A 20778-nucleotide genomic window follows, 5' to 3' on the forward strand; every position below is an offset into this window, starting at 1 on the left:
GCACACCGCGCACACCGCACTCACCGCGCTCACCGCGCTTCACCAAGGCGGAGCTGGAGGCCGCCCGGGACCGTCTCGTCCCGGACGTGGTCGCGGACGGCCTCCGGGTGCTGTTCTGCGGCATCAACCCGGGGCTGATGACGGCCGCGACCGGCCACCACTTCGCCCGTCCCGGCAACCGGTTCTGGCCGGTGCTGCACCTGTCCGGCTTCACGCCCCGGCTGCTGAAGCCGGCCGAGCAGCGGGAGTTGCTCTCGTACGGCCTCGGCATCACCAACGTGGTGGCGCGGGCGACCGCGCGGGCCGACGAGCTGACCGCCGAGGAGTACGTCGAGGGCGGGCGGCTGCTGACCGAGAAGGTGACGCGGCTGCGGCCGAGGTGGCTGGCCGTGGTCGGTGTGACCGCGTACCGGGCCGCCTTCGGTGACCGCACGGCCCAGGTCGGTCCCCAGGAGCGGACGATCGGGGACACCCGGGTGTGGGTGCTGCCCAACCCCAGCGGGCTGAACGCGCACTGGACGGCGGCGACGATGGCGCAGGAGTTCGCCCGGCTGCGGGAGGCGGCGGGCGCGCCGGATCAGGGCGGGTCGGTCTCCGTCACTATCCCGAGCAGCTGAAACGGCAGTTCCTTGTCCCACTGGGACACACCGAGGGCGATCCAGCGGCCCGTCTCCGGCACCCGCCACAGGTGGACGTCGGGGACGTGACCGCTGAGCCCGGCCCAGGGCTCCGCGATGTCCTCGCCCGCCATCGTCCGGTCGAACGAGCTGTACAGGCTGATGTGCTGCGGTGGGCCCCACCGCTCCCCGAGCCGCTCCGCGAGGCCGTCCCGGTCGGCCTCGTACTGTGCCTCCGTCTCCTCCCGTTCGCTGCCGTCGCCCTCCCAGAACTCCTCGCTCGTCTGTAAAGCGGCTATGTGGTAGCCGGGCCCGCTCTCGCCGTGCTCCGTCCTGCCGTATGCCGACGGGAACTCCCGGGCGCACAGCAGGTCGATGAGGGTCAGGCACTTCGCGATGTCCATGGGATCCAGTAAAGCGGGGGCCACTGACAATTGGCGGTGCGTCAGTCAGGCGTCCCTGCGCCGCACGCTCCACCCGCCCGCCACCAGGGCCGAGGCCGTCCACAGCGCGGTCACCGCCAGCCCGCTCCACGGGCCGAGGGTGCCGTCCCAGGTGCTGTGCAGGGCGACTTGGCCGGCCCGGTCGGGGAGGAAGTCGGCGGCACCGCCGGAGAGATCGCCGACGACGAAGGAGACGATGAGCAGGAACGGGATCAGCACGGAGAGGGTCGCGACGGCGCTGCGCAGCACGGCCGCGAGTCCGGCGGCGAACAGGGTCATCAGCGTCAGGTGCAGGCCGCAGCCGACGGCGCCCCGCACGCCCTCGGCCCAGCCGGGAGCGGACGCGCCGAGCACCGCCCGGCCCACCAGGAGCGTGACGAACCCGGTGAGCAGCCCGACGGCCAGCGCCGGCAGCGCGATCGCCGTCGTCTTCGCGGCGAACCAGCGCCCCCGGTCGGGCACCGCCGACAGCGTCAGCCGGAGCGCGCCGCCGCGGAACTCCGACGCGACGGCCGTCGTACCGAAGGCGATGGCGGCGATCTGCCCGAAGTTGACGCCGAAGAACACCGAGAACAGCGGGTCGGCGTCGCCGGTGTCGGCCGCGGCGAGCGCCGAGAACGCGGCGGTGGCGACGAGGACGGCGGCGAGCGCGCCCAGCAGCGGGCGCAGGGTACGGATCTTGATCCACTCGGCGTGGAGCGCGGGTACGAAGGACATGGTCAGGCCCCCTGGGGCTGTGCGGTGAACTCGGCCTCGGCGGCGGTCAGATCGAGGTAGGCCTCCTCCAAGGTGGCCTCGTGGGCGGAGAGTTCCAGGACGGGGACGCCCGCCTCGGACATCAGCCGGCCCAGGTCGTCCACGCGCGCGTGCCGTACCGTCCAGGTCCCGTCCTCGTCCCTGGAGGCGTCGTGGCCGTGCCGGGCGAGGAGGTCGGCGAGGGCCGCGGGGTCGGTGGTGCGGACGCGGACGTGGGGCCGTACGCGCGCGTGGATGAACTCGCGCACCGGTGTGTCGGCGAGCAGGCGGCCCCGGCCGAGGATCAGCAGGTGGTCGGCGAAGGCGGCGGTCTCGCCCATGAGATGGCTGGAGACCAGGACCGTACGGCCCTCGGCGGCGAGCCGGCGCAGCAGTGTGCGGATCCAGACGATGCCCTCGGGGTCGAGTCCGTTGGCGGGTTCGTCGAGCAGCACGACCTCGGGGTCGCCGAGCAGGGCGGCGGCGATGCCGAGCCGCTGGCGCATGCCGAGGGAGTACGTCCGTACCCTGCGCCGTGCCACGGGGGCCAGCCCGGTTTCCTCCAGGACCGTGTCGACCCGGCGGGCCGGGATGCGGTTGCTCGCGGCGAGGGCCAGCAGATGATCGCGGGCGGTGCGGGAGCCGTGCGCGGCGCCCGCGTCGAGCAGGGCTCCCACCCTGCGTAGGGGTTCGCCGAGCCGCGGGTAGGGGTGGCCGCCGATCGTGGCGGTGCCGGCGGTGGGCCGGTCGAGGCCGAGGACGAGGCGCAGGGTGGTGGACTTGCCGGCGCCGTTGGGTCCGAGGAAGCCGGTGACCCGGCCGGGGCGCACGCGGAAGGTGAGGTGGTCGACGGCGCGCCGGCCGCCGTGGTCCTTGGTGAGGTCTCGCACGTCGATGCTGGTCATGGCGACAGCCTCGCCGGGAACGGCGGTTGGCTCCTCCCCCGCCGGTGGGGACCGTCTCCCCCGTGCGGGGGAGGTCCGTTGTCAGTGCCGCCTGCGACGATGAGGTCATGGCTCGCCTTCTGCGCCCGCTGCTGCGCGGGACGACGTACACGCGCCTGCTGCATCTGTGGGTGCCGATGCTGGTGGTCAGCGTCTGGCTCTTCGTCGTCCCGTCGACCCCCTGGGTGCCCGCGCTGTTCCTCGTCCCGCTCGGTCTCGTGCCCGCGGTGCGCAGGGGCGAGGGTGTGCAGGCGCGGCTGCTGCTCACGCCCTGCGAGCCGGAGCCGGGCATCTCCGAGGCGCCGGCGGCGACCTGGCGGGACCGGCTGCGCACGGTGCTGTGGCTGGAGCTGCGGATGCTGCTCGGCGCCGTGACCGTGTTCGCCTCGGTGTGGCTGCCCGTCCTCTGCTTCGAACTGGCGCGGTGCGCCTGGGGCGAGGCGCCGGACGGGGTCCCGCTGCTGGACCGGCTGCCGGCGCACCGCGCCTGGGCGCTGCTGGCGCCGCTGCCGCTGATCGCCCTGTACGGACTGGTCGTCGGGCTCGGGGAGCTGGTCACCGCCGGTGCGCGCCGGCTGCTCGGGCCGTCGGCGGCCGAGCGGCTCGCCGCGCTGGAGGAGCGCACCGAGCAGTTGCTGGAACGCGCCCGGATCGCGCGGGAGTTGCACGACTCGATCGGGCACGCCCTGACGGTGGCCGTGGTACAGGCGGGCGCGGCGCGGGCGGCGGCTGATCCCGAGTTCACCGACCGGGCGCTGGGCGCCATCGAGGAGACCGGCCGGGCCGCGCTGGAGGATCTGGAACGGGTGCTGGGCGTGCTGCGGGAGGCCGAGCGGCCGGTGAGCGCGCGGCCCACGCTGGCCGACGCGGGCCGGCTGCTGGAGTCGGCGCGGGCCTCGGGGGCGAAGGTCGACGCCGAGGTGACGGGTCCGGTCGAGGCCCTGCCGGGCCCGGTGTCCCGCGAGGGCTACCGCATCCTCCAGGAGGCGCTCACCAATGTGCTGCGGCACGCGGGGGCCGTGGCCGTACGGGTCAGGGTCACGGTCGGCGACGGGACGCTCGCCCTGGAGGTCCGCAATCCGCTGCCGGGAGCGATACCCGGCGCCGGGCGGGGCAGCGGCCTGCGGGGCATACGGGAGCGGGCGGCGCTGCTCGGCGGCGCCGCCCGGACCGGCCCGGACGAGGGCGACTGGCAGGTCCGCGCGGAGCTGCCGGTCGGCTGATCTACGCTGGCCGGATGCCGGTCACCGTACTCCTCGTCGACGACGAACCCCTGGTCCGCGCGGGTCTGCGGGCCGTGCTGGAGGCGCAGCCCGACATCGAGGTGGTGGGCGAGGCGGCCGACGGCGCGGCCGTCATCCCGCTCGTACGGCGACTGCGGCCGGACGTGGTCGCCATGGACGTGCGAATGCCCCTGATGGACGGCATCGAGGCCACGCGCGCGGTGCTCCGCACCGTGGCGGAACCGCCGAAGATCCTCGTGGTGACCACCTTCGAGGACGACGAGTACGTGTACGAGGCGCTGCGCGCGGGTGCCGACGGTTTCCTGCTGAAGCGGGCCCGCCCGGCCGAGATCGTGCACGCGGTGCGGCTGGTCGCGGAGGGCGAGTCACTGCTGTTCCCGGCGTCCGTGCGACGCCTCGCCGTCCGGTACGGCGACGGCGCCCGGCCGGCGCCGGCCACACCGCCGCACACCCGGCTCACGGAGCGGGAGGCGGAGGTGCTGCGGCTGATGGCGCGGGGGCTGTCGAACGCGGAGATCGCCGCCCGGCTCGTGGTGGGCGCGGAGACGGTGAAGTCGCATGTGAGCGCCGTGCTGGCCAAGCTCGGCGCGCGCGACCGCACCCAGGCGGTGATCGCGGCCTACGAGTCCGGGTTCATGGAATCTGGGTGACGAAGAGCCCGGCCGCGAGCGGGGCCCGACACTCGCCGGGGGCGGACCGGGCCGAGTACGATCCGGCCAACACGCCCGCGAGCTGGGAGGACGGACGGTGGGGCAGCTGACCGGTGGCGATCCCTCGCTGCTGCGAAGGATCAATTCCGCGGTGGTGCTGCACGCGCTGCGTACCACGGACTGCGCGACGCTCACCGAGATCACCCGCGTCACCGGACTGTCCCGGCCGACCGTCGAGGGCGTCGTGGAGGGCCTCATCGAGGGTGGCCTGGTGGTGGAGACGGCGCCCGAGGACGGCGGTGCCCGGCGGCAGGGGCGGCCCGCCCGGCGGTTCCGGTTCCGGGCCGAGGCGGGGCATCTGCTGGGCCTGGAGATCGGTCCGCACCGGGTCGCCGCGCTCCTGTCCGACCTGGACGGGCGGGTGCTCGGCGCGCAGGCCAAGGAGGTCGGCGAGACGGCCCCGGCGGACGAGCGGCTGGACCGGCTGCGCGGCGCGGTCGCGGAGCTGCTGCGCCGAGCCGGGGTCGCGCGCAGCTCGCTGCGGGCCGTGGGCGTGGGCACGCCGGGCATCGTGGAGGCGGACGGCACGGTGCGGCTGGGCACGGCCCTGCCGCAGTGGACGGGTCTGAAGCTGGGCGAGCGGCTGAGCCGTTCCTTCCGGTGTCCGGTGCTGGTGGAGAACGACGCCAACGCGGCGGCGGTCGCCGAGCACTGGAAGGGCGCGGCGGCCGAGACGGACGACGTGGTGTTCGTGCTGGCCGGGCTGAGCCCGGGGGCCGGTTCGCTGATCGGCGGACGGCTGCACCGGGGCTACGGCGGAGCGGCCGGGGAGATCGGCGCGCTGCACCTGCTGGGCCGGGAGGCGACGCCGGAGGCGCTGCTGTCCACCACCGACGAGCCGCTGCACCCGCTGGACGAGCAGGCGGTGGCCGAGGTGTTCGCGCTGGCACGCAAGGGCGACCAGCGGGCCCGGGCGGCCGTGGAGCGGTTCATCCAGCGGCTGGTGCACGACGTGGCCGCGCTGGTGCTGGCGCTCGATCCGGAGCTGGTCGTGATCGGGGGGTGGGCGGCCGGACTGGACGGGGTCCTGGAGCCGCTGCGGTGCGAGCTGGCCCGCTACTGCCTGCGACCGCCCCGGGTGGCGCTGTCCATGCTGGGGGAGGCGGCCGTGGCCACGGGGGCACTGCGGCTGGCGCTCGACCACGTGGAGGAGCAGTTGTTCGCGGTCGACGGCACGGTGACCGCCCGCCGGTGACCAGGACGCCGGGTGCGCCGATCGCGCCGGTCGCGCCGGGTCCAGCGAATCCTGCCTGGTGCGGCGCTGCTGCCGCTGCGGCGCTCTTGCCGCTGCGGTGGTCCGGCCAGGCGCGGTGATCCTGCCAGGTGGGGTGATCCTGCCAGGTGGGGTGATCCTGCCAGGTGGGGCGCCTCGTCGCGGGTCGCGCCCGCACGGCGGAGCCGCACCTGAATGCGGCCCCGCGCCCCCGGGGCGGCTGTCCGCCCGGCGTCAGGAGGCTCGCTTCTCCGGGTCGTGGTGTATTTCCACCCCGGCCGACTCGCCGAAGGTGAGCCGGCAGGTGTCGGCGCGGTAGGTCGCGACCGAGAGCGCCGCGGTACGGCCCTGCACGAAGAAGCGGGTGGTGACGACGAGGACGGGTGAACCGGGGAGCCGGTCGAGTTCCTTGGCGTCGTCCGCGCGCGCGGAGCCCAGCTCGACGGCGCGGTCCTCCCCTTCCAGCGGCAGGTGCTGCAACTCGCGCAGCACCGCACGCGCGCGTGCCGCGCCGGACGGGGCGTCGATCGCGGTCAGGCCGGGCACGGAGGCCACCGGGATGTAGAGCAGTTCGGTGGCGACCTGCTGGCCGTGGGACATGCGGGAGCGGCGCACGGTGTGGACGGGCTCGTCCGCGCCGGTCTCCAGGGCCGCGGCGACGGCGGCGGGCGGTGGCGCCTGGACGCTGTCGACGGGCTGCCAGGCGTCTCCGGCGGCGCCGGGCCAGGTGTGCTGTTCGGTGCCGACGGCCACGCCCACGCGCGGGGGCGCGACGGTCGTACCGACCCCGCGGCGGCGCTGGAGCCGGCCCTCCAGTTCCAGCTGTTCGAGTGCCTGGCGGAGCGTGGCGCGGGCCACGCCGAAGCGGGCCGCGAGATCACGCTCGTTGGGCAGGATCTCGCCGACCGAGAACTCGGAGTCCAGTGCCTCGGTGAGCACGGTTTTCAGATGCCAGTACTTCGGTTCCGGTACCGATTCCAGCTGCGTGGTCCCCACCCTGTCCTCCGCAAGAGCCGTGGTCCGGCGGTTTTTAGCGCCCTTGTTTATTAAAGGTTGTTGCACTTCTCTGCGACGATAGGGCGGCCGTCACCCTTGGTCAAGACCAATCCTCGGTCCCTGCGGGAACGGACGGGTGACCCGCGCGCGGCGTTCACCGGGCGTTCGTGTGCGGCGGTACGTGTGACATCGCGGCAACGCGCCTGTCGCACGACGGAGCCCCCGCCGGACGACGGGGGCTCGGGCGCGCGGCGGGGCGGTGGCTCAGTGGCCGGTGAGGTGCCGCAGCTTGTCGGGGTTGCGGACGATGTAGACGGCGGTGATGCGGCCGTCGGCGATGTCCACCTGGAAGAGGCTGTCGGGCTTGTCGCCGGACAGGACGAGCAGGGCCGGGCCGCCGTTGGTCTCCAGGAGGCGGTAGGAGAGGTCCGCCGGGCCCGAGCGCGCGGCGCCGACGAGGAAGCGGCCGACCTTGTCGGCGGTGTGCAGGACGCGCACCGGCGCCTTGGCCTTGCCGCCGCTGTCGCCGACCAGCCGGACGTCCGGGGCGAGCAGGGACAGCAGCCCCTCCAGGTCGCCCCCGGACGCGGCGGCGAGGAAACGTTCGGTCAGGTCCCGGCGCCGCACCGGGTCCACCTCGTACCGGGGGCGCCCTTCCGCCACGTGCCGGCGGGCACGCCCGGCGAGCTGCCGTACCGCCGGCTCGGCGCGGTCGAGCAGCGTGGCGATCTCGGCGTACGGGTAGCCGAACGCCTCCCGGAGCACGAACACCGCCCGTTCCAGCGGGGACAGCGATTCCAGGACGACCAGGACGGCCAGGGAGACCGTGTCGGCGAGCACCGCGCGGTCCGCGGTGTCCGGTGCGGTGTCGGCGAACTCGGTGAGGTACGGTTCCGGCAGCCACGGCCCGACGTACGCCTCGCCGCGCGACTGCACCTGGCGCAGCCGGTCGATGGCCAGCCGGGTGGTGACGCGCACCAGGTAGGCGCGCGGTTCGCGGACCGCCGCGCGGTCGGCCTGGTACCAGCGCAGCCAGGCCTCCTGGACCACGTCCTCGGCGTCGGCGACCCGGCCGAGCATGCGGTACGCGACCCCCGTGAGCAGGGGCCGGTGCTCTTCGAAGACATCGGTGGCGAGGTCGGCGGTCACGGGGTCCATCCCAGCCGACACGCCGTGCGCTGTCCACCCGGAATGCCCGGCTCCAGGAGCGGTCCGGATCACAATGACCGCGGACCGCCGGCGGTCGGCGGCCGGTGACCGTGAGGTGGGCGATGCGGTACGCGGTGCTGGGCACGGGCGAGGTGGGCCGCACGCTGGCCGGCCGGCTGCTGGAACTGGGGCACGAGGTGACCCTGGGGTCCCGCTCCCGGGACAACCCGGTGGCGGCGGAGTGGGCGACGGCCGCGGCCGGCCGGGCGCACGCGGGGACGTTCGCGGACGCCGCCGCGGCGGGCGAGGTGGTCGTCAACGCGGTGGGCGGCCGGGTGGCGCTGGACGCGCTGGCGGCTGCGGGCGCGGAGCACCTGGACGGCAAGGTGCTGGTGGACGTCTCCAATCCGCTGGCGTTCGAGGACGGTCAGCCGCGGCTGGATCCGGTGGAGTCGGACAGCGTGGCCGAGCGGATCCAGCGGGCGTTCCCGCACGCGCGCGTGGTCAAGACGCTGAACACGGTCAACTGCCAGGTGATGGTGGACCCGCGGCGGGTCCCGGGCGACCACCACGTGTTCGTGTGCGGGGCGGACCCCGGCGCCAAGCAGCAGGTGACGGCGCTGCTCGGGGAGTTCGGCTGGCCGGCCGGGCGGGTGCTGGACCTGGGCGGCATCCGGTCGGCACGCGCGGTGGAGATGTATCTGCCCCTGTGGCTCGCGCTCTTCGGCCGCTTCGGGAACGCCGACTTCAACGTCGAGGTGCGCCGGGCGCGTTGAGGACCGTACGACAGGGCCGTGCGACGGGTCCGCGCGAAGGGGCCGTACGACAGGGCCTCGCGAAGGGACCGTGCTACGGGGACGTGTTTACGGGGACGACGCCGGGGGCTACCGGCCGGTAGTAATTGCTGACAAGCTGTCTACGGCGTCCGTCAGCAGCCCAGCCGAGGAGCACCCCATGTCCGCCACCGTCTCCTTCGAGGTCCCCACCCCGCACGGCCCGCGCGATGTCAGCGTGTCCTACGCGCGCGTGGGCCGCGGCGAACCCCTGGTCCTGCTGCACGGCATCGGCCATCACCGGCAGGCCTGGGACCCGGTCGTGGACATCCTCGCCACCGAGCGGGAGGTGATCGCCGTCGACCTGCCGGGCTTCGGCGCGTCCCCGGGACTCCCGGACGGCCTGAGCTACGACCTGCCCACCACCAACTCCGTGCTCGGCGCCCTGTTCGAGGCGCTGGAACTGGAGCGTCCGCACGTCGCCGGCAACTCGCTGGGCGGCCTGCTCGCCCTGGAGCTGGGCCGGGAGAAGCTCGTACGGTCCGTCACCGCCCTGTCCCCCGCCGGTTTCTGGTCCGAGGCCGAGCGGCGGTACGCGTTCACTGTGCTGCTCGCGATGCGGGGCATCGCCCAGCGGCTCCCGCTCCCGCTGGTCGAGCAGTTGTCCCGCACGGCGGCCGGCCGTACCGCGCTGACCAGCACCATCTACGCCCGTCCCGCGCGCCGTCCGCCGGAGGCGGTGGTCGCCGAGACGCTCGCGCTCGTCGGCGCCGCCGGCTTCGAGGCGACCCTGCGCGCCGGTACCACCGTCCGGTTCACCGACGACCTGTCGGGTCTGCCGGTCACGGTGGCCTGGGGCACCCGGGACCGGATCCTCGTGCGCCGCCAGGGCGTCCGCGCCAAGCAGCTCATCCCCCACGCCCGGCTGGTGCGGCTGCCCGGCTGCGGCCACTGTCCGATGAACGACGACCCGGCGCTGGTCGCGCGGGTCATCCTGGACGGCAGCCGCTGAGCACCGCTGACCGCCCTCCGGCCGACTGGAGTTCACTTCCGGTTCGTGTGCGCGCCGCAGCGCCCCAGTAGGTGTGGCTCTGCACACTGGCCGGATCCCGTCCCTGGAGGCGCAGCCATGTCCCACCACCCGCTCCCCGGTCGCCGCAGCGTTCTGCGCGGCTCCCTCGCCGCGTCGGCGGCCCTGACCCTGCCCGTGGGCCTCGGCGCGGCCCCGGCGTTCGCCCGCTCCGGACGGCCCGCGGCGGGCTGGGGCGTGCAGACCGGTGACGTGACCGCCGACTCCGGTCTGGTGTGGGTGCGTTCGGACCGGCCCGCCCGGATGACCGTGGAGACCTCGGCCACCGAGTCGTTCCGCAACCCCCGCAGATGGCACGGCCCGCTGCTGGACGCCGGCACGGACTTCACCGGCACCACCCGGCTGCACGGCCTGCCCTCCGGCGAGCAGATCCACTACCGGGTGCTGCTCGCCGACCCGGACGACCCGCGCCGCACCGGCGAGCCCGTGACCGGCACCTTCCGCACGGTCTCCCGGCGCCGCCGGGACGGCGTGCGGTTCCTGTGGTCGGGCGACCTGGCCGGCCAGGGCTGGGGCATCAACCCCGACCTCGGCGGCTACCGCATCTACGACGCGATGGCGAAGCTGGACCCGGACTTCTTCCTGTGCAGCGGCGACAACATCTACGCCGACGGCCCCATCACCGCCACCCAGGCGCTGCCCGACGGCAGCACCTGGCGGAACATCACCACCGAGGAGAAGTCCAAGGTCGCCGAGACCCTCGCCGAGTACCGGGGCAACTTCCGCTACAACCTGCTCGACGCCAACCTGCGCCGGTTCAACGCCCAGGTGCCGTCGATCATCCAGTGGGACGACCACGAGGTGCGCAACAACTGGTACCCGGGCGAGGTGATCGCCTCCTCGGACACCCGCTACACGGAGAAGAGCATCGACGTCCTCGCCGCGCGGGCCCGGCGGGCGTTCAGCGAGTACTTCCCCCTCTCCACGCTGCGCCCCGGCGCCAAGGAGGGCCGCGTCTACCGGGTGCTGCGCCAGGGCCCGCTGCTGGACGTGTTCGTGCTCGACATGCGGACCTACCGCAACGCCAACTCCCCCGACGACCAGACCGTGGACCCGCAGGGCATCCTCGGCCGGGAGCAGCTGGAGTGGCTCAAGCGGGAGCTGGCCCGGTCCCGCGCGGTGTGGAAGGTGATCGCCGCCGACATGCCGCTCGGCCTGGTCGTCCCCGACCCGGTGGAGAACAAGCCGAACTTCGAGGCGGTGGCCCAGGGCGACCCGGGCGCCCCGCTCGGCCGTGAGTTGCAGATCGCCGAGTTGCTGCGGTTCATCAAGCACCGGCGGATCACCGGGACGCTGTGGCTGACGGCGGACGTGCACCACACCTCCGCCCAGCACTACCAGCCGTCACGGGCCGCGTTCACCGACTTCGAGCCGTTCTGGGAGTTCGTCTCGGGACCGCTGAACGCCGGCGCGTTCCCGGCCAGCGCGCTGGACGACACGTTCGGCCCGGAGCGGGTGTTCGTGAAGGCGCCGACCGCGTCGAACGTCTCGCCCGCGGGCGGCTACCAGTTCTTCGGCGAGGTCGACATCGACGGGGACAGCGGCGAGCTGACGGTACGGCTGCGGGAGCAGGACGGCACCGTGCTGTTCACACAGACGCTCCAGCCGGGCCGGGTCGGTCAGTAGGGGCATCCGCGGGGCCGCCGCCAGGAGCTCCCGGACGCTTCGGACCGTGCCGCGCACCGGTGCCGCTTCCGGTGCGCGGCACCACGCGGCGCCCGAGTGCGCGGCCCGGCTCCGTCCCCGCCGGCCCGCACGAGGACCGGCTCGCCGCGGTGGACGCCCTGCTGGTGCTCGCCGCTCGGGGACGGCTCGACGCGGTGCGGCTGGGCACGGATCCGGGGGAACTGTGGGGCGAGGCGCGGTGAAGGCGCGGCGGCCGGCCGAGTCGGCGCGGACCGGGGCCGCCACGGGAGCGCATGCGACGGTGTGGGAGGTACTGCGGCACGCCCTGCCCGTTCCGCTGGCGGGTCTCGCGACCGCCCGTCCGGAGGCGGCGGCCGTGGCGGCTCGGGGCCTCGGGGACCTGCCGGCCGTCGCGGCGGAGTGCGGCGAACGGTGCGGGGCCCGGGGAGACGTGCCGCATCTGCCGGAGACCGCGGACCGTGCCGGCTCCTCCCGGCTGGTCGCCCAGGCCCGGCGGCTGCGGGACGCCCTCGGGGGTGGAGGTGGCCGCCTGATCCGGACCGCGACGCCCGCGACCGCTCCAGTTCCCGCGCCCCTCAACAGTAGAAAATGCAACAAAGAGGACGGAAGCATGCTTTACCCATCGGTCACAATCAGTTCGTGATCACGCAACACCCTTCCTTCACAGTGGCTGCATGACTCCAGACATGCCTGACGTGACCCGGGCGAGGCACGGGCGGCCCGTGCACCACTGGCGGCGGGACGTCGTCGAACTCGCCGCGCTCTTCACCGCCGTGGCCGTCGCGGACGCGGTGGCCAACCTGATCGGACACGGGCCCGACGGCCCGGCCCTGCTGGTGATCTCGGCCATCGTGCTGGCCGCGACGGCGGGCTTCCACGTGTGGTGGTCACGCCGCCACGGACACGCGCCGCCGGTGAGCGATACCGGTGCCCGGCCGGCCGCCGAGACGCGGCCGGCCGGGCCTTCCGAGCAGCCCGCCGCCGACGAGGTCACGGGCGCGCTGTGGCGGATGCGGACGACGGTGAAGGACGAGCCGGGCTCCCTGGCCGTCCTGTGCACGGCGCTCGCCGAGGGCCGGGTGGACATCCTGAGCCTCCAGACGCATCCGCTGGCCGACGGCACGGTGGACGAGTTCCTGCTGCGGGCGCCGGGCGCGCTCGCCGCGGCCGAGATCACCCGGGCGGTCGCGCTGGCCGGGGGCACGGACACGTGGATCGAGCGGGCCGACGCCCATGACCTGGTCGACGCGCCCACCCGGGTGCTCGGGCTGGCCGCCCGCACCGCCCTGGACACCGCCGAACTGCCCCTCGCGCTGCGCCAGTTGCTGGGCCGCTGCACGATCCGGACGCTGCCCGGCACGCCGGCCGGGGGCGGCCGGGGTCCCGAGCCGGTACCGGTCGAAGGGGTCCTGGAGGACACCGTGATGCGGCTGCCGGCGCCCGAGGGCGGTGTGCTGACCGTGGAGCGGCCGTATCTGCCGTTCACCCCGACCGAGTTCGCGCGCGCCCGTGCGCTCGTGGAGCTGGACACCCGGCTCGGACCCCGGATCCCCCGTGGTCACGATGTGCTGACCCTGCCCGAGGGCGACCACATCACCGTGCGCCGGGTCGACACCGGGGACCTGGCGGCGGCCCGGGCGATGCACGACCGGTGCTCGCCGCACACCCTCGGCCTGCGCTACCACGGCCCCGTCGGGGACGCGGACCGCTATCTGAACCACCTGCTCAGCCCCCGCTTCGGCCGGACGCTGGCCGCGCAGACCGGCTCCGGCCGGATCGTCGGCCTCGGGCACCTGCTGTGGGACGGCGACGAGACCGAGGTCGCACTGCTGGTCGAGGACGACTGGCAGCGGCGCGGTGTCGGCGGGGAGCTGCTCGGCCGGCTGGTGGCGCTGGCGGCGGAGGCCGGCTGCGACAGCGTGTACGCCGTGACGAAGGCGTCCAACACCGGCATGGTCGCCGCGATGCGCGGCCTGGGTCTGCCGCTGGACTACCAGGTCGAGGAGGGCACCCTGGTCATCACGGCCCGCCTCGATCCCGCGCCGGTCGCCACCACGCCCGGCCCCCAGCCGCCCCACCTCGGCTGACGGCCCCCTCGCTCCGCCACCACGACGCTCAGCCACTTCGGCACTCAGCCGCGGCGGCGCTCGGCCACTTCGGCGGTCACCGGCGGTGCCGCGCCCCGCGCGGAGCACCCGAGAGGGGGCCTCCTGCTCAGCGCACCGCCTCCCGCAGCGGCGTCACCCGGCGTTCGCGGGGCGCGCCCAGGGCCTGGTCCAGATCGGACCACAGGTCGTCGACGTCCTCCAGGCCCACCGACAACCGCAGAAGCCGGTCGCTCACCCCGGCCCCGCGGCGGTCCTCGGCGTCCACGATGCGGTGGCTGATGGAGGCGGGGTGCTGGATGAGCGTGTCGACGCTGCCCAGGCTGACCGCGGGGGTGACGAGCCGGACCCGGGAGATCACCTCGTGCGGGTCGCCGTGCACCTCGAAGGCGATCATCGCGCCGCCGAGCCGCGGATACCGCACCCGGGCCACCCGCGGGTCGGCGGCGAGCCGGCGGACCAGCTCGGCGGCGTTCGCGGAGGCGGCCCGCACCCGCACCGGGAGCGTGGACAGCCCCCGCAGCAGCAGGTAGCCCGCGAGCGGATGCAGGACTCCCCCGGTGGCGAACCGTATCTGCCGTAGCCGACCCGCGAACTCCTCGTCGCAGGCGACCACCCCGGCCAGCACATCGCCATGGCCGCCCAGGTACTTGGTGGCGCTGTGCAGCACCAGCCGGGCGCCCTGCTCGGCCGGGCGTTGCAGCACGGGCGTGGCGAAGGTGTTGTCGGCCAGCAGCGGCACCGAACCGCAGGCGTGCGCGATGCCCCGCAGGTCCAGTTCGGCGAGGGTCGGATTGGCCGGGGACTCGACCATCACCAGACCGGTGTCGGGGCGCAGCGCGTCGGCGATGCCGGCCGGGTCGGTCCAGGTGACCTCCGTGCCGAGCAGCCCGGCGGTGAGCAGGTGGTCGCTACAGCCGTACAGCGGCCGTACCGCGACGACGTGGCGCAGGCCCATGGCGGACCGGGCGAGCAGGACCGCGCTGAGCGCGGCCATGCCGCTGGCGAAGGCGACGGCGGACCCGGTGCCCTCCAGGCGGGCGAGCGCGGTCTCGAAGCGGGCGACGGTCGGGTTGCCGAGGCGGCCGTAGACGGGCGGTCCGACGGGGTCGGCGCCGTCGGTGGCGAAGGCGTCGATGCGGGCGGCCTCGGCGCGGCTGTCGTAGGAGGGGTAGGTGGTGGACAGGTCGATCGGCGGGGCGTGCAGGCCCTGGCGGGCGAGGTCGTCGCGGCCGGCGTGCACGGCCTCGGTGGCCAGCGCTCTCGATGCGGTGCGTACGTCGTCGTAGGCACTCGGGCTCGATGTGTCCATGGCCGGAAGGGTGAACAGCGAACGGTTCCTGGGAGCCGGATGCCGTGCTACGTTCGGCCGGTGGCCGATTCCGTCGTACTGGATCCGGTCGATCTGCATCTGCTGCGGCTGTTGCAGAACGACGCCCGGACCACCTACCGCGACCTCGCCGCGCAGGTGGGCGTGGCGCCGTCGACGTGTCTGGACCGGGTGACGCGGCTGCGCCGCTCGGGCGTGATCCTCGGGCACCGGCTGCGGCTCGACCCGGCCAAGCTCGGGCGTGGCCTCCAGGCACTGCTGTCGGTGCAGGTGCGACCGCACCGGCGGGAGCTGGTGGGACCGTTCGTGGAGCGGATCCGGGCGCTGCCGGAGGCGCGGTCGGTGTTCCATCTGACCGGGCCCGACGACTACCTGGTGCACGTGGCCGTCGCGGACATGACCGATCTCCAGCGGCTGGTGCTGGACGAGTTCACGGCCCGGCGCGAGGTGGCCCGGGTGGAGACCCGGCTGATCTTCCAGCAGTGGGAGTGCGGACCGCTGCTGCCGCCCGGCCACGCCCAGAGCTGAATCCCGGCAAACACGGATGACGCGGCGATCGTCCTCGTACGAGGATGGGCCGCATGTCTGAGACCCTAAGCCCGCTGCCCCGTCAGGTCGCCGACGCCTACGTGGACGACCTCATCGCCCTCGACCCGGTCACCGGTACGTACCTCGGTGTGAAGGAGAGTTCGAGCAGGCTGCCCGACTACTCGCCGGCCGGTCAGGAGGCCCTGGCCGCGCTGGCACGGACCACCCTCGCGAAGCTGGACGAGGCCGAGCGGCGGCCCGGCGCGGACAGCGACGTCGAGCGGCGCTGCGCGCGGCTGCTGCGGGAGCGGCTGACCGCCGAACTCGCCGTGCACGAGGCGGACGAGCACCTGCGGGCGATCGGCAACATGAGCACGCCGGGCCACTCGGTGCGGGACATCTTCACGGTCACCCCGGCGGACACGGAGGAGGACTGGGCGGCGATTGCGGAGCGGCTGCGCGCGGTGCCCGGCGCGCTCGCGGGCTACCGCGCCTCGCTCGGACTCGGCCTGGAGCGCAAGCTGTTCGCCGCTCCCCGGCCGACCGCCACCTACATCGACCAGCTCACCGAGTGGACGGACACGGACGGCACGGGCCGCGGCTGGTACGAGGACTTCGCCGCCGCGGGCCCGCAGGCGCTGCGCGCGGAGCTGGACGAGGCGGCGCGTGCGGCGACCGGCGCCCTGGTGGAGCTGCGGGACTGGCTGCGGGACGTGTACGCGCCGGCGATCGAGGGCGCCCCGAACGTGGTCGGCCGGGAGCGGTACGCGCGCTGGGCCCGCTACTTCAACGGCACGGACCTGGACCTGGACGAGGCGTACGCGTACGGCTGGGCGGAGTTCCACCGCATCCTCGGCGAGATGAAGGCGGAGGCGGAGAAGATCCTGCCCGGCGCGGAGACGCCGTGGGTGGCGCTGGCGCACCTGGACGAGCACGGCCGGCACATCGAGGGCGTGGACGAGGTCCGGGAGTGGCTCCAGGGCCTGATGGACAAGGCGATCGAGGAGCTGGACGGCACCCACTTCGAACTCGCCGAGCGGGTGCGCAGGGTGGAGTCGTGCATCGCCCCGCCCGGCGGCGCCGCGGCCCCCTACTACACCGCCCCGTCGGAGGACTTCTCCCGGCCCGGCCGCACCTGGCTGCCCACGATGGGCCAGACCCGCTTCCCGGTCTACGACCTGGTCTCGACCTGGTACCACGAGGGCGTGCCCGGCCACCACCTCCAGCTCGCGCAGTGGGCGCACGTGGCCGAGAACCTCTCCCGCTACCAGGCGACGGTCGGCGGGGTCAGCGCCAACGCGGAGGGATGGGCGCTGTACGCGGAGCGGCTCATGGACGAGCTCGGCTACCTGACGGGCCCGGAGGAGCGGCTCGGCTACCTGGACGCGCAGATGATGCGGGCGGCCCGGGTGATCGTGGACATCGGCATGCACCTGGAGCTCCCGATCCCGGCGGACTCGCCGTTCCACCCCGGGGAGCGGTGGACGCCGGAGCTGGCCCAGGAGTTCTTCGGCGCGCACAGCAGCCGCCCGGCGGACTTCGTGGAGAGCGAGCTGACCCGGTACCTGACGATCCCGGGCCAGGCGATCGGCTACAAGCTCGGGGAGCGGGCGTGGCTGCTGGGCCGGGAGAAGGCGCGCGAGCGGCACGGCGACGCGTTCGACCTGAAGGCCTGGCACATGGCGGCGCTGTCGCAGGGCTCCCTCGGCCTGGACGACCTGGTGGACGAGCTGTCCCGGCTGTGACCGCTCGCGCCGTCCGGCGGTGACCACCCGGGCCGCCCTGCGGTGACCGCCCGCGTCAGTGCCGGAAGCCGCCTTCCGAGGTGACGACCTCCCCCGTGATCCAGCCCGCCTCGTCGGTGGCCAGCCAGGCGATGAGGCGGGCCGGGTCGTCGGGCGCGCCCCAGCGTCCGGCGGGGGACCGCTCGGCGACGGCCGCGTGGACCTCGCCGGTGGCGTACCCGGTGTCGACGGGGCCGGGGTTCACGGCGTTCACCGTGATCCCCCGTTCCACGAGCGTCGTGGACAGGGAGCGGGTGATGGAGGCGAGGGCGCCCTTCTGGAGGGCGTAGGCGATCTCGCCCGGCAGGCCGCCGCCGAGGTGCTGTCCGGACGTCATCAGCACCACGCGCCCGCCGGGCGTGCCCGGCGGCAGGTCGGCGCGCGCACGGGCGTACGCCTGGACGAGCAGCAGCACCGAGCGGGTGTCCACGGCCCAGTGGGCGTCGAGCATCGTGGCGTCGATGTCGTCCAGGGTGCCGTCGGAGCCGCTGAGGGCGTGGTTGGCGACGAGGATGTCGAGGCGGCCGAACTCCTTCACCACGGTGGCGACCAACCGGGCCGGTTCCGTCGGGTCCGCGAGGTCGCCGGGGCCCGGCACGACCCGCGCCCCGGGGGCGCCGAGCGCCTCGCGCACGGAGTCGGCGACGGCGTCGGGGTCGTCCGCGCCCCAGGGCATGGCGGCGTCGTGCGGCACGTGGTGGTGCAGGTACACACTGGCGCCGTAGGCGGCCAGCCGCCGGGCCACGGCGTGCCCGATCCCGGCCCGCCGGCTCGCGCCGGTGACGAGTGCGGTACGGCCGCGCAGGGGCAGGGGGTCGCGTCGCAGTTCGGCCGGGGTCGGCCGCGGGGGTGTGGGCATGGAGGCACACCTTAGGAAGCACGGCCCGGGGGCGCGAGCGGATTTCCCGCTCGGCCGTACGGCCGCCTCCGGTGGCACGGGCGGGCCCCGGACGGCTAGCTGGTGCCCGGGGCCGATGCGGAAGGCGGGCCGGGCATGCGGAAGACGGGGCCGGGACAGCAGGCGCTGCGGACACCGCGCGCCGCGGGGCTGGCCGGGGTCGTCTTCGCGCTGCTGCTGGCGGCGGCGATCGTCCTGGTCCGGCTGGGGATCCCGGAAGGGGCCGGTGCGGTCGCCGCGGCCGGCTTCACGGACTCCACGCAGCGCCGGGCGGTGCGGACGGCCCTCGCGCTGGTGCCGTTCGCCGGCATCTTCTTCCTGTGGTTCATCGGCGCGATCCGCGCGCACGTCGGCGCGGGCGAGGACAAGTTCGTCGCGACGGTCTTCCTGGGCAGCGGGCTGGTCTTCACCGCCACGCTGTTCGGCGCGGCCTCGGCGGCGAGTGCCGTGCTCGTGGTGGCCCACCCGGCCGGTGTGTCACCGCCGCCGGCGACCTGGGACTTCGGCCGCCACCTCGCGTACACGCTGCTGACGGAGTACGCCATGCGGATGGCGGCCGTCTTCGTGTCGTCCATGTCGGTCATCGGCCACCGCCTCGGTGTGCTGCCTCGTTGGCTCACGGTCCTGGGCCTCCTCACCGCTGTGACGCTGCTGTTCCTGTCGTCCAACGTGCCGTGGGCGGAACTCGTCTTCCCGGCCTGGTCGCTGCTGCTCGGCGTGCACATCCTCGTGGCCGGCCGCCGGGACGGTCCCCGGCCCGCCGTCGCCTGATGACGCCCGGGGCGCCGGCCGCTCACTCGATCGGCGTGCCCGGCGCGCGGTCACCCCGTCCGGGCTCGCATGCTGGCGGGCGGGGGCCGACCGCCGTCCGGAGCCGCCCGCGCTCGCCGCGCGGTACGCCCGGACCTGGGCCATGGGAAGGGCGGAGCGTCGATGAGGCTCGTCGTCGATCTCAACAAGTGTCAGGGGTACGCGCAGTGCGCGTTCCTCGCGCCCGACGTCTTCGCCATGCACGGCGAGGAGGCGCTGATCTACGACCCGCGCGCGGACGAGGAGCAGCGGGAGCGGGTGGCGCGTGCCGTGGCCGCGTGCCCCGTGCAGGCGATCACGGCCGACGGACTGGATCGCACGGGAGGGGTGCGGGAGGCCTCCGATGGTCGCTGACTACGTGGAGTGGCTCAGGCGTGAGGGCCGGATCGTGATCGTGGGTGCCTCGCTGGCCGGTCTGCGGGCCGCCGAGACGCTGCGCGCGGAGGGTTTCGCCGGTGAGCTGACCCTGGTCGGTGACGAGCCCCACGAGCCGTACGACCGGCCGCCGCTGTCGAAGGCCGTGCTGCTGGGCAAGGCGTCCCCGCACCACACCGAGCTGCCGCACCGCCGGGAGATCGACGCCAAGTGGCGCCTCGGCGTGGCGGCGACCGGCCTGGACCTGACGGCCAAGCGGGTCCGGCTGGCCGACGGGGACGAGGTGGAGTACGACCGGCTGCTCATCGCGACCGGCGTGCGGGCCCGGCCGTGGCCGAAGGAGGAGGAGGCCCGGCTGGACGGCGTCTGTCTGCTGCGCACGCGGGAGGACGCGGCGGACCTGTACCGGCGGCTGAGGGCGGGGCCGCGCCGGGTGTTCGTCATCGGCGCCGGGTTCGCCGGTTCGGAGGTCGCCTCGGCGTGCCGGGAGATGAACCTGCCCGTGACCGTGGCGGAGCGCGCGGGCGCGCCGCTGGTGGGCGCGCTCGGCGGGGTCGTCGGCGCGGTCGCGGCGGACCTCCAGACCGAGAACGGCGTCGATCTGCGCACGCATGTCACGGTGACCGCGCTGGTGGGTGACGCGGTCGGCAGGGTGCGGGCCGTCCATCTGTCCGACGAGAGCGTGGTCGAGGCGGACGTGGTCGTGGTCTCGCTGGGTTCGCTGCGGAACACCGAGTGGCTGACCGGGTCGGGGCTCGGTGCCGGGCCCCGGGGCATCGCCTGTGACGCGGGCTGCCGGGCCTTCGACTTCCGGGGCATCGTCACGGACGACGTCTTCGTGGCGGGCGATGTGGCGCGCTCCCCGCACGCGCTCTTCGGGTACCAGTTCCTGTCGCTGGAGCACTGGGGCAATGCGGTCGCCCAGGCGGAGACCGCCGCGCACAACATGATCTGCCACGGCGCCGACCGGCGGCCACACCTGTGGATGCCCGCCTTCTGGTCGTCGATGTTCGGTGTGAACATCAAGTCGGTCGGGGTGCCGCCCATGGGCGAGCAGCTCATGATCACGCAGGGCTCACTGGCCGAGCGCCGGTTCGTCGGGGTCTACGGCTACCAGGGCCGGGTCGTGGCCGCCGTGAGCTTCGACAACACCCGGTGGCTGGAGTTCTACCGGGGGCAGATCGAGCGGGGGGCGCCGTTCCCGGTGGAGTACCCGACGGTGGACCGGCGTCCCGAGGGCCGCCGGCCGGTGCCGGCGGGATTCCCGGACCCGTCCCTGCCGACGCACGGCCCCATGGTCACCCTCAGCGGCTACTCGCCGGCCGACCAGCAGCTGGTCTTCCACCCCGCCCGCCACTGACCCCGCCCACGGCCCCGACGCCCCAAG

The 20778-nt window shown here is 74.4% G+C and carries 20 protein-coding genes and 1 pseudogene; 14 read left to right on the forward strand and 7 right to left on the reverse strand.

The window, feature by feature from the left end:
* Positions 1–86 precede the first annotated feature (86 nt).
* Positions 87–617 (forward strand): G/U mismatch-specific DNA glycosylase, encoded by a 531-nt coding sequence (gene mug / locus IE273_RS24275; protein ID WP_268257517.1) that lies wholly within the window; start codon positions 87–89, stop codon positions 615–617.
* On the opposite strand, the gene IE273_RS24280 is transcribed toward mug, so the two are convergent.
* The 3 genes from IE273_RS24280 to IE273_RS24290 are packed head-to-tail and all read right to left on the reverse strand — an operon-like array spanning position 578 to position 2700.
* On the reverse strand, positions 578–1021 hold the full coding sequence (locus IE273_RS24280) for a hypothetical protein (RefSeq protein ID WP_189817287.1): 444 nt from the start codon (positions 1019–1021) through the stop codon (positions 578–580). The two genes, mug and IE273_RS24280, sit on opposite strands and share 40 nt — an antisense overlap.
* A 45-nt stretch (positions 1022–1066) precedes the next feature.
* Complete coding sequence (locus IE273_RS24285) at positions 1067–1777, reverse strand: ABC transporter permease subunit (RefSeq protein WP_189817288.1); 711 nt, start codon at positions 1775–1777, stop codon at positions 1067–1069.
* A 2-nt stretch (positions 1778–1779) separates the two neighbouring features.
* Positions 1780–2700 (reverse strand): ATP-binding cassette domain-containing protein, encoded by a 921-nt coding sequence (locus tag IE273_RS24290; protein WP_189817289.1) that lies wholly within the window; start codon positions 2698–2700, stop codon positions 1780–1782.
* A 107-nt stretch (positions 2701–2807) separates the two neighbouring features.
* Here IE273_RS24290 and IE273_RS24295 point away from each other — a divergent pair, with 107 nt between their 5' ends.
* From IE273_RS24295 to IE273_RS24305, 3 genes are all read left to right on the forward strand, one after another.
* Positions 2808–3962 (forward strand): sensor histidine kinase, encoded by a 1155-nt coding sequence (locus IE273_RS24295; RefSeq protein ID WP_189817290.1) that lies wholly within the window; start codon positions 2808–2810, stop codon positions 3960–3962.
* Between the two features lie 14 nt (positions 3963–3976).
* Entirely contained in the window at positions 3977–4633 is a 657-nt protein-coding gene (locus tag IE273_RS24300) for a response regulator transcription factor (protein ID WP_189817291.1), read from the forward strand.
* 97 nt (positions 4634–4730) lie between these two features.
* Positions 4731–5888 carry an ROK family transcriptional regulator gene (locus tag IE273_RS24305; RefSeq protein ID WP_189817292.1) on the forward strand — a complete coding sequence of 386 codons (1158 nt, stop codon included), beginning with the start codon at positions 4731–4733 and terminating at the stop codon, positions 5886–5888.
* A gap of 252 nt (positions 5889–6140) precedes the next feature.
* Here the strand turns inward: IE273_RS24305 and IE273_RS24310 are convergent, their stop codons facing one another.
* Together IE273_RS24310 and IE273_RS24315 are read right to left on the reverse strand one after the other, a co-directional pair.
* Positions 6141–6902: a GntR family transcriptional regulator gene (locus IE273_RS24310; protein ID WP_189817293.1), complete on the reverse strand. Its 762-nt coding sequence runs from the start codon at positions 6900–6902 to the stop codon at positions 6141–6143.
* A 264-nt stretch (positions 6903–7166) separates the two neighbouring features.
* The gene (locus IE273_RS24315; RefSeq protein ID WP_189817294.1) at positions 7167–8051 is read right to left on the reverse strand and encodes an RNA polymerase sigma-70 factor; all 885 of its coding nucleotides are present in this window, start codon (positions 8049–8051) and stop codon (positions 7167–7169) included.
* 122 nt (positions 8052–8173) lie between these two features.
* On the opposite strand from IE273_RS24315, the gene IE273_RS24320 reads away from it, so the two are divergent.
* The 5 genes and pseudogenes from IE273_RS24320 to IE273_RS24340 all read left to right on the forward strand — a co-directional run bounded on the left by IE273_RS24320 (position 8174) and on the right by IE273_RS24340 (position 13648).
* Positions 8174–8827, forward strand: a complete 654-nt coding sequence (locus IE273_RS24320) for an NADPH-dependent F420 reductase (protein WP_189817295.1) — start codon at positions 8174–8176, stop codon at positions 8825–8827.
* Positions 8828–9005: 178 nt separating this feature from the next.
* Positions 9006–9836: an alpha/beta fold hydrolase gene (locus IE273_RS24325; protein ID WP_189817296.1), complete on the forward strand. Its 831-nt coding sequence runs from the start codon at positions 9006–9008 to the stop codon at positions 9834–9836.
* A 117-nt stretch (positions 9837–9953) separates the two neighbouring features.
* The gene (locus tag IE273_RS24330) at positions 9954–11540 is read left to right on the forward strand and encodes an alkaline phosphatase D family protein (RefSeq protein ID WP_189817297.1); all 1587 of its coding nucleotides are present in this window, start codon (positions 9954–9956) and stop codon (positions 11538–11540) included.
* Between the two features lie 131 nt (positions 11541–11671).
* Positions 11672–12072: pseudogene (locus tag IE273_RS24335) on the forward strand (DUF6493 family protein); the annotation flags it as partial.
* A 163-nt stretch (positions 12073–12235) separates the two neighbouring features.
* Entirely contained in the window at positions 12236–13648 is a 1413-nt protein-coding gene (locus IE273_RS24340; RefSeq protein WP_189817298.1) for a GNAT family N-acetyltransferase, read from the forward strand.
* 127 nt (positions 13649–13775) lie between these two features.
* Here IE273_RS24340 and IE273_RS24345 read toward each other — a convergent pair whose 3' ends face one another.
* On the reverse strand, positions 13776–14978 hold the full coding sequence (locus IE273_RS24345; protein ID WP_189817299.1) for a trans-sulfuration enzyme family protein: 1203 nt from the start codon (positions 14976–14978) through the stop codon (positions 13776–13778).
* Positions 14979–15038: 60 nt separating this feature from the next.
* On the opposite strand from IE273_RS24345, the gene IE273_RS24350 reads away from it, so the two are divergent.
* Positions 15039–15524 carry an Lrp/AsnC family transcriptional regulator gene (locus IE273_RS24350; RefSeq protein ID WP_189817300.1) on the forward strand — a complete coding sequence of 162 codons (486 nt, stop codon included), beginning with the start codon at positions 15039–15041 and terminating at the stop codon, positions 15522–15524.
* Positions 15525–15577: 53 nt separating this feature from the next.
* Positions 15578–17269, forward strand: coding sequence for a DUF885 domain-containing protein (locus IE273_RS24355; RefSeq protein WP_189817301.1), 1692 nt, complete (start codon positions 15578–15580; stop codon positions 17267–17269).
* A 55-nt stretch (positions 17270–17324) separates the two neighbouring features.
* Here IE273_RS24355 and IE273_RS24360 read toward each other — a convergent pair whose 3' ends face one another.
* Positions 17325–18167 (reverse strand): SDR family oxidoreductase, encoded by an 843-nt coding sequence (locus IE273_RS24360; RefSeq protein ID WP_189817302.1) that lies wholly within the window; start codon positions 18165–18167, stop codon positions 17325–17327.
* Between the two features lie 135 nt (positions 18168–18302).
* Here IE273_RS24360 and IE273_RS24365 point away from each other — a divergent pair, with 135 nt between their 5' ends.
* The 3 genes from IE273_RS24365 to IE273_RS24375 all read left to right on the forward strand — a co-directional run bounded on the left by IE273_RS24365 (position 18303) and on the right by IE273_RS24375 (position 20751).
* Complete coding sequence (locus IE273_RS24365) at positions 18303–18977, forward strand: hypothetical protein (RefSeq protein WP_189817303.1); 675 nt, start codon at positions 18303–18305, stop codon at positions 18975–18977.
* 162 nt (positions 18978–19139) lie between these two features.
* Positions 19140–19370 carry a ferredoxin gene (locus IE273_RS24370; protein ID WP_189817304.1) on the forward strand — a complete coding sequence of 77 codons (231 nt, stop codon included), beginning with the start codon at positions 19140–19142 and terminating at the stop codon, positions 19368–19370.
* Positions 19360–20751: an NAD(P)/FAD-dependent oxidoreductase gene (locus tag IE273_RS24375; protein ID WP_189817305.1), complete on the forward strand. Its 1392-nt coding sequence runs from the start codon at positions 19360–19362 to the stop codon at positions 20749–20751. Before IE273_RS24370 ends, IE273_RS24375 begins: the two co-directional genes overlap by 11 nt.
* Positions 20752–20778 lie beyond the last annotated feature (27 nt).

This window comes from Streptomyces olivaceoviridis (assembly GCF_014650115.1).
Classification (GTDB): domain Bacteria; phylum Actinomycetota; class Actinomycetes; order Streptomycetales; family Streptomycetaceae; genus Streptomyces; species Streptomyces olivaceoviridis.